Here is a 12,399-nt window from a genome sequence, read left to right as displayed (position 1 = left end):
ATGAATTTTTGTTGTTACTTCTTTATCAAGAAAAAAGTAAAATAAAAAAACTTATAATCAAATAAAAATAATTAAAAATTCCTTAAGCTGACGCCATTGCGTGAACGGAAACCTTCTAAAATAGTTCTGATGGGCAAACGCCCTTTACAGCTGAAATAGACAAACCGTTGAGAGGGAAGCCCGAGAGGCGGATTCTATGGTCCTGAGCAAATACTACGAATTACTCTGTTGCCTTAGACCTTCTATAGTTTCTTTGAGCCGGTCTGCTTCCAAAAATTGGAGTGCTTCTGCAGCTTGGTACATTTGATCTTCCAATAGTTTAATACGCTGTTCAATCGTTTCTTGATGACCATAAGACAGATCACTATCAGCCGCAACCCTACCCCCTACCCTATCATCATCAGCTATTTTACGAAAAGAATGGCCCCTTTCATCGGCCAAATCTGTACTGGTGTGTTTGGGGTGTACAGAAATAGGGGTAATATGATTTTGCTGATTATAAGCCATTTGTAAATCACGTCTACGCTGTGTCTCACTAATGGCTTGCTCCATGGAGGCAGTAATCTTATCTGCATACATAATCACACGTCCTTCTGCATGGCGTGCTACCCTGCCTATGGTTTGAATAAGCGATCGCGCATTACGCAAAAAGCCTTCTTTATCGGCATCTAAAATAATCATTAAAGAGACCTGTGGCAGGTCTAACCCTTCTCTTAGTAAATTTACACCCACTAGCACATCAAACGCACCACTACGTAGTGCATGTAATATGGCAACACGATCTAACGTTTTAACTTCAGAATGAATGTACCTACAACGAATGTTAGCATGCACTAAATAATCGGTAAGTTCTTCTGCCATACGTTTAGTAAGGGTAGTAATTAATACCCTTTCCTCTTTTTTTACTACCTGTTGAATCTCTTCTAAAATATCATACATTTGATGGAGCGTAGGACGTATCTCTACTGCTGGATCGAGTAACCCGGTTGGACGTATAATTTGCTCTATAACGATACCACTAGAGCTTTCTAACTCATAATCAGCAGGAGTTGCACTAACAAAAATAACTTGGTTGATCATTTCTTCAAACTCACCAAAATTTAATGGGCGATTATCCATAGCAGATGGCAGCCTAAAACCATATTCTACTAAGTTTATTTTTCTAGCTCTATCCCCTCCTGACATGGCCCTGAATTGAGGAATGGTCACATGGCTTTCGTCAATAACCATTAAGTAGTCGTTAGGGAAATAGTCTAGCAAACAGAAAGGACGCTCCCCAACGGACCTGCCATCTATATAACGTGAGTAGTTTTCAATACCGGTACAATAGCCTAGTTCTCGCAGCATTTCTAAATCCAGTTCTGTTCTTTCTTGTAGCCGCTTGGCTTCTTCATGCTTACCAATTTGATTGAAATAAGCTAACTGTATACCAAGATCTTGTTGAATCTGTCTGACGGCATGATCTAATACATCTTTAATCATCACAAAGAGATTGGCAGGAAAAATAAAGGCTTCTTGAAGCGTTTTTATTTTGCTACCAGAAGCAGGATCTATGATATAAATGGCTTCCAATTCATCTCCCCAAAAGACAAAACGATAGGCATAGTTGGCATAAGCCACAAATAGATCAATCGTATCTCCCATTACGCGAAAACGGCCTCGTGTAAATGCACTATCATCCCGACTGTAGAGCATATCGACAAAATGCTTCAACAGATCATTACGCGATAATTGGCAACCTACACGGAATAAATGGCTATTCTGCTTGAAAGATTCTGGTTTACCAAGCCCATAAATACAGGAAACAGAGGCTACTACAATCACATCTCTTCGGTCGCTTAATAAAGCAGAAACGGTGCTCAGACGCAACCGTTCTAATTCATCATTAATAGCCAATTCTTTTTCTATGTAAATGTCACTGGCTGGTAAATAGACTTCTGGTTGATAGTAATCATAATAAGAGACAAAATATTCAACCGCGTTGTGGGGAAAAAAAGCACGCAACTCGCTATATAGTTGTGCCGCTAATGTTTTGTTATGGCTGATGACTAGTGTAGGTCTATTTAACGCCTCAATTGTATTGGCTATAGTAAAGGTTTTACCAGATCCCGTAACCCCCATAAGCACTTGGCTAAATAGACCACGTTTGATATTTTCTACTAGTTCTAGAATCGCTTTTGGCTGATCGCCTGCAGGTTCATAAGGTGACACAATTTTAAATGACATAAGGTAACAAATAATCAAAATGATGCTGGAAGGATCAAAATAAAAAATAGAAAAGGTAGGATTGGCTAGATCATGTTACAAAAGAAAAGTATTATAGACAAATTTAATTATATAATTAATAAAAACCAGCCTATATATTTTTGTATTTTTATTTTAAAATCAATAAAGTTGTTAAATTTTATAGCAGCATTTAAACCGTAGATGCCTATCTCTATACTATACTTTATAAAAGCCAAAATGCCCTACGCTAAACAAGCTCCTAAGTTCTTTTTTTTGGTACTATGGTTGCAAGCCTTGACCTGGTGTAAGAACCATCCTAAACATGCACCAATACCTATAATTTACGAAGCATCTGATAAGCAGTTGCCATTAGCGGATCAGGCAAAAGAAAATGCGCTGTATAAGCCTAATAAGGATGCTGATTGGTATCCTGAATTTGATGCTAAGTTTCATTTTGATCCTGATTTTAATAGGCCTCCTAAAGCTGGTTATGTGCTTAATAAGGCAGATAATACGCAAGCTAATGTGGCGTGTAATGCTGATTATGGAAGTAATGATCATGTGCAAATGCCTGCTATAGAACCTCGATTACATCCATCTGATCAATCAAAAAATAAGCTGATTTTCGATTTTGAACGCTTGATTAAGCAGATGCGTCAAGAAGCTGATGCACGAAGAAATATTATATGGGATGTTAAAGGGAATAGATTAACGCGAGTGGTAAGTAACATTAGCCATAGTAGTATCAGCTTATACACCCCAGAAGACTATGTGGTTCAAGGGCTAAATATATATCGTGCGGCAGCAAAGATTTGTAGACTATATGGCCAGGGTAGTGCCGTATTTGAACAAAAAGCGCATGAATTTATGAAATATTATTCTGATTGTTCAGAGCAAACAGAAGAATTTTGGATCAATACGACAAAAAAAATAAATCAAGCAGTTGTATTACACTTACAAAAAAGATTGTTTAACGATAAAGCTTTGAATCTCATAAACGAAAAATTAAGATTGGCAGAAAACTATGTTGGATTGGATGATACCCATTATAATGTTACTACTATCTTTACGATACAAAACCATAAATTTGCCCTAGAAGATAAACAGGCATTCAAACTAACAGACCAACAGAAAAATGACTATATAAACAGGAAAAAACAAACCTGGTATAGCCATTTAGATCCATTGGAAACACTGTTCTTGAATGCTTATGTAAATAAATTTTTAGATGGTAACCACTATATACCAACCCAACTTCGAAAAATTCCAGGGCTTAGAAATGCGTATCAAAAAAGCCTCTGGAAATATGACAAAAATCATCAAAAGAAACTATTAGCCACCTATTACCATAGTGGATCATTGGCTTCGCCTATTCAATACAAAGATCAAAACAGTAGGCGTGCTGACTGGCAGATTACTAAAGATAATTGGAATCAGGTACAACAAAAAGACAAAAATATAGAAGTACTATCTCTAAACTATAACATGAATGTACCAGGTTTTGACAACCTACAGGAAAAAAAGATTGTACAGGATACAACAGAGATAGTAGGTGCTGATCGACTGATGAATTTATCAATAAATGGCATTGGCACATCGTCTAATGTTTATGACAAATACATCCAGTTAGTGGGTTATATCGTCAGTTTCTATGAAAAGCAGTATCCCATTTTATGTGCATCATTTACAAATGAGCTAAAGGATAAGACCTTTTTTAGAAAATCAATTAAATTTTTGAATAAAAATTCAAAAGAATCTAGAGATCAAAAAATAAAGCACATCAAGAACCCAAAAGATAAACGTTTTTTTGAGCTATTAATAGCATTAGAAAAACGTGTTAAAGGATCTGCTACTTGGCATAACCTAAAACAAACCAAAGCGCTTATAAACGGTAATCCCAATGCCACTACTTGCGCCATATACATTGCTTTTATAGCTTTTATGGGGTCATTAAATCAAGATAAGATTATTCCTACTATTTTGTTTAATTGTAAAAGTGGCAAGGATCGGACTGGTCTGATGAGTCTTTTAGTGGATGCCTATATCATTCTCATGCGCTGTCCAAGCCTCACCCAAGATGAGGTTATCAACGTACTGATTCATACGGGGCATTATCAACTTTTAGCTGCCATAAATGGAGGCATGGCGGGTAGATTTGGTCTGAAACCTGTGCAAGCGGATCAAGTGACTCGTAATGGTACGGCACAACTATTTACTAAAGCAGCAAGGTTAACCGAGATTGACCTGATCAAACAACAGGTTGAAACCATAGCATAGACTTCGGCGGTATTTGTTGATATAATGGTGTCAACATAAGATTTATCTATTTTAGCAGGGTACTTCTAAGCGCCTGGATAGCATAGATTTTCAGGCCATTTGGTAAATAGATATATGTATAAATTGACTACTATTTGTTTTTTATCTATATTAGCTAGAATATTATTTAGTCAATCTTAGTTAGTTGGGTTCTACGATAAGCTTATAAGCTATGATAAAAGCATTAGGGAAATATGCACTTTTTTTAAGTGCCATGTTTGGCAACCCTGTTCCATATCGCATGTTTTTGTCTCGAGTTGCTAAAGAGTGTATGCAAATAGGGGTTGACTCTCTTTTTATTATTTGTATTATTTCTATTTTTATGGGGGGGGCTACCTGTATCCAGCTAGCCTCTCAACTAAAAAGTCCATTTATAACCAAAGATTTTGTAGGTATTGCTGTGCGCAATATGACCATATCTGAATTGGCTCCAACGGTCATTGGTATTGTTTTTACTGGGAAAATAGGTTCTAGTATAGCTAGTGAGCTGGGCTCTATGAGAATCACTGAGCAGATAGATGCATTGGAGATTATGGGCGTAAATGCTAATAACTATTTGGTTTTACCTAAAATTATTGCCACCATTTTTATGTATCCATTTTTAGTTATTATTGCGATGTTTCTCTCTATTTATGGTGGGTTTCTTGCTTGTAAATGGCTTACCTCCATTCCTCCTCAAGCCTATATCAATGGATTAAGAAATGAATTTGAGCCATATGATATCCATGTAGCGCTTTATAAATCATTGGTCTATGGCTTTATTATCTCTTCCATTGCCTGTTACAAAGGGTTTCTGACAAGGGGAGGATCATTAGATGTGGGCAAGTCTAGCACAAAGGCTGTTACCCATAGTTGTATCGCTATTCTGATAGCAGACTTATTTCTAGTTTATGTTTTACTTGGTCATCGTATTTAAACTGGCCTCTGCTGTATGATTGCCTTTGAGAATATTTCTAAATCTTTTAATCAACAGATAGTCCTAGATAGGATCACTGGTCTATTTAAGACTGGGCAAATAAGCTTAGTAATTGGTGCGAGTGGTACTGGCAAAAGCCTTCTAGTTAAATGCTTACTTGGTTTAGTAGTACCGGACGAAGGTTTTTCTCTTTTTGATGGCCGCAACCTAGTTTATGGCGATAAGCCATTACAAACCGAAATAAGGAGAGAAGTGGGGATGCTCTTTCAAGGAGGTGCTTTATTTGATTCGAAGAATATAGCCGAAAATGTTCGTTTCCCATTAGATGTGCTGACCAATATGAGTCCAGCCGAAAAGAAAGATCGTGTGGATGAATGTCTTTTACAAGTCGGCCTGCCAGATGCACACCAAAAAATGCCCAATGAGTTAAGTGGTGGTATGAAAAAGCGAGCTGGTATAGCTAGGGCTATTGTTAACCAGCCTAAATACCTATTTTGTGATGAACCTAATTCAGGACTAGACCCCCAAACTGCACTTAAAATAGATGAATTAATTGCCCAGGTAACCTACACGTATAAAATGACTACAGTAGTAGTAACCCACGATATGAATACTATTTTATCTTTAGGGGATTTTATCATGTTCTTACACCAAGGTAAAAAAATGTGGGAAGGCAGCTCGAAGGATATTTTATATACCAAGTTAATAGAGCTAGCAGATTTTTTATTTGTTGGGAAGATTAAAGAACTGCTTGCTAAGGGAAAAAAATAATATCTTTTCCTGACACTGGTAAAAAATAAATTTTTTAAAGCTACTTTTTGATCAAGCAAAAAGTAGCCCAAAAATCAAGCGCTGATGAAAAAAGTTACGGAAAGCTCCCCTTACAGCTCTTACTATTACCCATAACTATCTGCCAAGGCAATATGCCATCCTTCCACAAGATCAACTAGCCTTTTCCAGCCTTTCCATAATGCCATAGGTCCTGGTTCTCTATCATTTTTACGTGCTAAAAATCCTCCTAGCTGAGCTACCCATCTGACAGTTTCTCTTATAGTGGGTGGGATTGCAGGATAATTTTTTCTCTTATGTATTTTGGCATACAAAATTTTCCATTCTTCATCAGCCAGTATAGCAGTACAAGGCAAATTGGGATTTGTTCTAGCAATCAATGTAATAAAAAATATCCTCCATGCAATTACACTCATTATTGTAAGAAACCGGATTAATCTATCTCCTGTTTGTAGTCTACATGTTTCAACTTTAAGACCAGATTTTGAAATTTTATGACAAACTTCTATTCTCCACCGCAAGCAATACCATTCTATTTTTGCTACTGCTTCTGAGAAATTGTTAATTTTTATATTAGTCAATAACATCCAGCTAATAGGTTCCTGCCCAGAGTCAGGGCATTGTTCTATAACATAGAGAGCATGCAACTTTAAATTTTGAAGATGTATCATGAAGGTACCCCTAGTCATTCCGGAATGACTCTTGTCCTAAATATTTTTAAGGTATACTTTGACAAGTGTCAACGTGACTGTATAGTAGAACCGGACATACTAAATAAAATTGCTGGGGATCAAGGTGTCATCATGGGAGAATGGTTCAATAAAATTGTAGAAACTGCCGAATCTGTTATAGATAAAGGGAAAAAGTGTGCGGCTGAGTTTGTTCAAGATTAGGTCTGTCTATGGCAGTTTTAGGATTAAAGAGGTATCAGTTCAGCCAATCGTCTCAACTTAATGATTATACTTAGTTGATTATTAGATATAATAGTATATAAAAAAAGAGCAATACCCTGTGTAAAAACTTGTGATCAGAAAGTGCAGCTTATAGCTGAAATAAGCAAATAGGCTGTTTTGGATTCCCTATAGCCCGTAAGTTCTGTTTTTCAGGCCGTGCTTTTCCCTTTATTTTTCCACAGGGTTCCATTTTTCTACCGCTCTCTTATCAATAAAAAATGGCAGGAAAATTAATACGTATCATTGAAGTTGACCAGCTACTTTTTTTACCTATAAATGTGGTGAATAGATACAAAAAAATCCCTCTTTTGCAAAATTATGCGTTTTCTATTAAAAATACCTCATAATCCAATTATGAAGTTAGTGCTGTTGTTGCTATTTATGCTTCCTGGATGTAGTGCTAGCACCAAGCCAAATATGTGTCATCTTACATCCCGATGTATTGCTGATCCTCCAGTTCCTGTTATGCCCCTTGAGTCTGGTCCTGATTCTGGCCCTGGCCCTTTTTGTGCACCTTTTGTTGGTGGTGTTATTGGTGGTTTTGTTGAGTTTACTGTTGGTGCTGGTACTGGTATTAGTATTGCTGCTGCGCTTACGCCTGACTGTAGTAGTACCATTCTTCTTGCTTGTGTTGGTGCTTTTACAGGTACTTTTGCTGGTTTTGCTTTTGGTGCTTATGCTTTTGATGAACGGCTTGTTCGTAGTGCTTCTATGTTTATGATTGAGCAAGCCTTTGTCTAGATGAATATAAATATGTGCAGTATTTCTACAGGTAATGGCGTTGCCTTAAGATGATACCGTTGACGATAGTTAGGCACTCTCTAGGAATTATGCTTGCTCAATTTTTTGCGCTTTCACCGCTTCTTTTTTGGGTATAGTGTCTTTTATGTGCATCTAACTTTTCTTTGTCAGAGAACATTGTGTTGCAAAATCTACACATATTGTGCTTCTTTATTTGGTGTATCTTCAAGTTACCCTGTTGACGAAACGATTGTCGACAAACTAGACATTTGTATGGCTTGAATCCTGTGTGGCTTCTTATATGTATATCGAAGTCTTTATTTGTGTAGAATCGTTGTGTACAAGCTTCACATTTGTACTTTTTTATTCCTGTGTGGCTTTTCATATGTACATTTAATCGACCTTTGTGTATGTACGACCTTGGACAAAGTAGACATCTGTACAGTTTTTCTCCTATATGGGTTTTGGGAAATTTATTGTTATTTATTTGATTGTCTGATTTAAAATTTATATTTTCCTGTACTGTATTTTTTAAGAGTTTAGATATGGTAGGGGTCTGATATCTTAATTTATTTAATTGCTCTTTTGAACCGCATTTCTCATGATTTGCTGAATTATGTGTACTATAAAAAAATTTAGCACACATACCACGCGGGTAAGGATTTTTTTAAAAATTGTCTAAGTATTCAACCACATTTTTTTTATTAAATTTAGAAGCCCAATAAAGCGCATTTTTTAAGTCAGCAGGTGATGTAGGTATAAGTTTGGTAATGCATGCAACAATTTCTATATGCCCCATATAGGATGCAGTAACGAGTGGGGTTTGCGCAAGGTCATTTTCTTGCATGAAAGTTTTATGTACCTCATCTGGATAAATCTTTAGTAATCTTTTACAGCACGCAATAAAAAAGGATACATTTTTATGGTAGGCTGCCACATGGAAGGGATTGCTTTTATCGCTATTTTTTTCCTCTTGCATTCGGTTGACTAGATACGTATCGGATAGCCTGTCCAAATCTTGGTATAACGATATACGCTCTTTTTCATTTTTGGGTGTCAAGGTTGGTGTAATAAGTAGTTTAGAGTTTTGACTTAGTTTCTCTTGATGGACTGGTCTACTATTGGATCCCAAAAATGAAGGATCTCCATGCTCTTTTGAATAATATTTACCCATTTTATTACATCCATCTATAAAGGATTTTAACAACAGATAGTAAAGAAATAGCATAAAAATTTGGTATAAAATTTATTTTTTAATATAAAAAAATAAAAGCATATTAGATGCAATTGCTTGATACGTTCAAATAACTTAATCGAGCAAAGAATAATAATTTGGTTCTGTATGTTTTAGTTTGATCCTGTTAAAATTGTAGTAGTTAAGATTTGTTTTACGTATTCATCTGCTTGCTTAACTCTTCTCTGTTCACTGTTTCAGAGGCCCAACTATCTATAGACTTGGTTTCTTGGTCAAAGTTAAGACCCAATAAAATAATCTCTTTGGCTTTCCATAAATAAGAGGTATAATAGCGATTTTCTTTAATCTGTTGTAAAGCTACTTTACCATTTGCTTTATACTTGATTTCTATAATATAAACGATGCTGCCAATGGTTAGTACAATATCAGCCATACCCTTGCTAGAAGGGGATTCACTAGCTACATGACTATTAATCCCATCTAAACAGTTTAAACCATAAAGTAACATATGCAGATTGCTATGATAATCTTTTTCTGTTTTACTGGTTATGTAGTAAGGAATACTAGCAAAGGCTATATTAATGGTAATAATAAAAGACTCAATGTCTTTAGCCTGTAAAGCACTTTTTATTTGATCTTGGGTGGATAGAAAATAGTCTTTCACACGCCTTTCTAAAGCATCTTGAATGGTTTGTGTAAAGGCCTTTTCTACTTCTTTATTAGGAAACTTGAGCTTATAAACGCCTGTAGATGATTCATAGCTATCTATGGTTAAATATCCAGTCTGAAACATCAGTGCTTTCAAACTAATTTCATTTCTACTACCCGTATACATTAACTGATGTCTATAGGCATCAATAGGTAGTGCATCTAGCTCAAACCTATCAGGATCTGCCAACATTTGGTTGATGAGCATGGTTGGGTCACCTGATTCATACCAGTAATTTTCTAGTTCACCACTTTTTAAAAACTTTAATGTAGACCAAGGATTATAGACACTTATACCATCCTTATGGAATCTATATCCATTGTAATGGATTGCCATGTGCTCCATTATTACTTCTTTAGTTATTTTCTTATCATTATTTTTGCTCCATTCTAAAGCAATATTTTCTAAATAGACTTCAAAAGTAGATAGTATTTCCTCTTGGGTATAACCAAAAATAGCATTAGTATCTTTGGAAATCGTAATATCGTCTAAATGATTGGCTCCCGAAAACACATCTGATAAACTGAATTTACTCACGCCAGTTATAAACGTAAATTGAAAACACTTGTTAAGTGACTTTAGAGTCATGAAGAAATCTTTCATAGCCTTAATATTGGTCTGTTCTAAATCCGAACCTTTTGTTAAGTTAACGATTGGGGCATCATACTCATCTATAAGGACTACAATATTAGATTCATAACCATTGCTGAGGTTGGAAAGTTCTTCCACTAAATTTTTTAATCCACTTTGTATATCTTTTGCTTTAATAGTTACGCTATATGAATGAGCTATTCTGGTTAATTCATCTTTTAAGCTGTTTTCTAAACAGTTCGGATTATGGTTTATGCCTGAAAAATCTATTTTTAGTATAGAATATTTTTTCCATTGATACCGATTTTCCGATTTACCTATATGATAATCTTTGAAAACTTCTTTCTCTCCTTTGCATATAGTCTCCAATGTATCGATAAATAGCGATTTACCAAACCTCCTAGGACGGGCTATGAAAATAGGATTTCTCTTTTCTATTAACTCTTGTGCATACTTTGTTTTATCTACGTAGTAGCCTGTTTCAATGACTGATTTAACATCTGAGTACCCAATAGGTAGTGCATCTATCTTACGCATCATTTTATCTTCTTGAAACTTTTGCTTTTTCTCTTTTTAAAAGGCATCTGTAGGGATGATGTATCTAAAATAGACTAAAATGGTCCTAAATAACAATAAAACCATAACAAAAATTTATACTACAAATTTATCACAGAAGACTCAATACTGGATTTAAAAATAAACAGGCTCATTAATAGAATATATTATCGTTACCGTTTAAAAACCACTCCTGCCAAACGCTAGGTGTATTGCTTCAGCCATTTAGTAAATAGGAAGGTAGATCTAATCAAATATTTAAGATTAGATGCTAATTTTGGTTGCCTAAAATATATAATGTAGGATCTTTATCATAACCTTCCCAAAATACCTACAATGCTTTGCATTGATTACAAACTAACAAGCTCTTCATTTCTTTATATAAAACTTCTGAATCAATAGCACCATGAAAATTATCAAAATCAACATCAGAAATTAATAGCCACTCAATAGAATTAGGAACTTCTCCTGATATTCTAAATAATATTATCACATATACAAAGAAATTTGGCCATATTAAAATTTATTTAGAAATAATTTTTCATTTTATTTTATTTTATATGCTGGTATAAAGCAGAAACCATCTATCTCAATAAGCTTTAATAGCATACATAATCAAGTAAAGTCTTATTTAAGCAAATGGAAGAATCGATATAAACAAAAAAAATAAAACAGGAAACTCTCCCTTGATTGAAGCAGCAAAGTTACTTGATGGTTTTATCTGTCCTAGAACAATATTATTTAAATCTTTGTTGCAATCTCCTAATATTGTACTAAACGATAAAGATAAAGATGGATTTACCGCTGTTGAATTAATAAAAAAATGGCCACAAAACTACACATGCTCGGAAGATATAATTCGTTTATTAGAAGAAAAAATAAATGCTGCTCCATCTAGAAAAAGAAAAATTGACCAAATAGAGAAAGACCACTCCAACAAAAAACACAAAATAGGAAATCAGTAATCTAAAGAAACGGACCATCAATAAACAGAAGCCACGTCTTGAGCACCTTTCTGGAAGTATCTTGTTCCCGACTTTGGTAAAAAAAGCTTTTTTGGCTACTTTTTTCTTAATAAAAAAGTAAGCAAAAAATCAAGCCCTCTGTAAAAAGTGCCGGCAATCACCTATTAGAGCTGGAAAAACAGAACTCACCCGCTCAGCGGGTTCAAACAAGCTGTTTTGCTAATCAGCGCTAATACGTGATTGCTCGTCGCAACTATTTTACAAGGGGCGTTTTTTGCCAAATGGTTTCCGTTCACCCAATGGCGTCAACTTAAGGAATTTTTAATTATTTTTATTTGATTATAAGTTTTTTTTATCTTACTTTTTTCTTGATAAGAAGTAAGCAAAAAATCAAGCCCTTTTAATATGTTGCGGAAAGCGCCCCTTAAAGCTGGCAAAACAGA

Annotated in this window: 9 protein-coding genes and 1 pseudogene; 6 read left to right on the top strand and 4 right to left on the bottom strand. The window is 35.2% G+C overall.

Annotation, left to right across the window (positions count from 1 at the left end; all coding sequences use genetic code 11):
• Nucleotides 1-213: 213 nt before the first annotated feature.
• Nucleotides 214-2,226: an excinuclease ABC subunit UvrB gene (gene uvrB / locus MUW73_RS01350; protein ID WP_243018646.1), complete on the bottom strand. Its 2,013-nt coding sequence runs from the start codon at nt 2,224-2,226 to the stop codon at nt 214-216.
• Nucleotides 2,227-2,427: 201 nt separating this feature from the next.
• On the opposite strand from uvrB, the gene MUW73_RS01345 reads away from it, so the two are divergent.
• The 3 genes from MUW73_RS01345 (at nt 2,428) to MUW73_RS01335 (ending at nt 6,229) form a co-directional block, all read left to right on the top strand.
• Nucleotides 2,428-4,503, top strand: a complete 2,076-nt coding sequence (locus tag MUW73_RS01345) for a hypothetical protein (RefSeq protein WP_243575181.1) — start codon at nt 2,428-2,430, stop codon at nt 4,501-4,503.
• Nucleotides 4,504-4,714: 211 nt separating this feature from the next.
• Nucleotides 4,715-5,458: an MlaE family ABC transporter permease gene (locus MUW73_RS01340; RefSeq protein ID WP_243018648.1), complete on the top strand. Its 744-nt coding sequence runs from the start codon at nt 4,715-4,717 to the stop codon at nt 5,456-5,458.
• Between the two features lie 15 nt (nt 5,459-5,473).
• Nucleotides 5,474-6,229, top strand: a complete 756-nt coding sequence (locus tag MUW73_RS01335) for an ABC transporter ATP-binding protein (protein ID WP_243018649.1) — start codon at nt 5,474-5,476, stop codon at nt 6,227-6,229.
• Nucleotides 6,230-6,354: 125 nt separating this feature from the next.
• Here the strand turns inward: MUW73_RS01335 and MUW73_RS01330 are convergent.
• A pseudogene (locus MUW73_RS01330) lies at nt 6,355-6,909 on the bottom strand (IS4 family transposase); the annotation flags it as partial.
• 33 nt (nt 6,910-6,942) lie between these two features.
• Between MUW73_RS01330 and MUW73_RS01325 the strand changes: the two are divergent.
• Together MUW73_RS01325 and MUW73_RS01320 are read left to right on the top strand one after the other, a co-directional pair.
• A complete protein-coding gene (locus tag MUW73_RS01325) occupies nt 6,943-7,140 on the top strand; it encodes a hypothetical protein (RefSeq protein ID WP_243018170.1) in 198 nt (65 codons plus the stop codon).
• A gap of 378 nt (nt 7,141-7,518) precedes the next feature.
• Nucleotides 7,519-7,941, top strand: coding sequence for a hypothetical protein (locus MUW73_RS01320; RefSeq protein WP_243018171.1), 423 nt, complete (start codon nt 7,519-7,521; stop codon nt 7,939-7,941).
• Nucleotides 7,942-8,608: 667 nt separating this feature from the next.
• Here the strand turns inward: MUW73_RS01320 and MUW73_RS01315 are convergent.
• Nucleotides 8,609-9,169, bottom strand: coding sequence for an ankyrin repeat domain-containing protein (locus tag MUW73_RS01315; RefSeq protein ID WP_243018172.1), 561 nt, complete (start codon nt 9,167-9,169; stop codon nt 8,609-8,611).
• 160 nt (nt 9,170-9,329) lie between these two features.
• Complete coding sequence (locus MUW73_RS01310) at nt 9,330-10,976, bottom strand: AAA family ATPase (protein WP_243575180.1); 1,647 nt, start codon at nt 10,974-10,976, stop codon at nt 9,330-9,332.
• Between the two features lie 701 nt (nt 10,977-11,677).
• On the opposite strand from MUW73_RS01310, the gene MUW73_RS01305 reads away from it, so the two are divergent.
• Nucleotides 11,678-11,956 (top strand): hypothetical protein, encoded by a 279-nt coding sequence (locus MUW73_RS01305; protein ID WP_243018174.1) that lies wholly within the window; start codon nt 11,678-11,680, stop codon nt 11,954-11,956.
• The last annotated feature ends 443 nt before the right edge of the window (nt 11,957-12,399 follow it).

Source organism: Candidatus Cardinium sp. cByotN1 (assembly GCF_022810525.1).
Lineage (GTDB): Bacteria > Bacteroidota > Bacteroidia > Cytophagales > Amoebophilaceae > Cardinium.
This window is presented reverse-complemented; position numbering and strand designations above follow the sequence as displayed.

Bases quoted from the DNA above. Each gene is read 5' to 3' on its own strand.
- uvrB (WP_243018646.1), bottom strand. From the start codon at position 2,226: ATGTCATTTAAAATTGTGTCACCTTATGAACCTGCAGGCGATCAGCCA.
- MUW73_RS01345 (WP_243575181.1), top strand. From the start codon at position 2,428: ATGCCTATCTCTATACTATACTTTATAAAAGCCAAAATGCCCTACGCT.
- MUW73_RS01340 (WP_243018648.1), top strand. From the start codon at position 4,715: ATGATAAAAGCATTAGGGAAATATGCACTTTTTTTAAGTGCCATGTTT.
- MUW73_RS01335 (WP_243018649.1), top strand. From the start codon at position 5,474: ATGATTGCCTTTGAGAATATTTCTAAATCTTTTAATCAACAGATAGTC.
- MUW73_RS01325 (WP_243018170.1), top strand. From the start codon at position 6,943: ATGACTCTTGTCCTAAATATTTTTAAGGTATACTTTGACAAGTGTCAA.
- MUW73_RS01320 (WP_243018171.1), top strand. From the start codon at position 7,519: ATGCGTTTTCTATTAAAAATACCTCATAATCCAATTATGAAGTTAGTG.
- MUW73_RS01315 (WP_243018172.1), bottom strand. From the start codon at position 9,169: ATGCTATTTCTTTACTATCTGTTGTTAAAATCCTTTATAGATGGATGT.
- MUW73_RS01310 (WP_243575180.1), bottom strand. From the start codon at position 10,976: ATGATGCGTAAGATAGATGCACTACCTATTGGGTACTCAGATGTTAAA.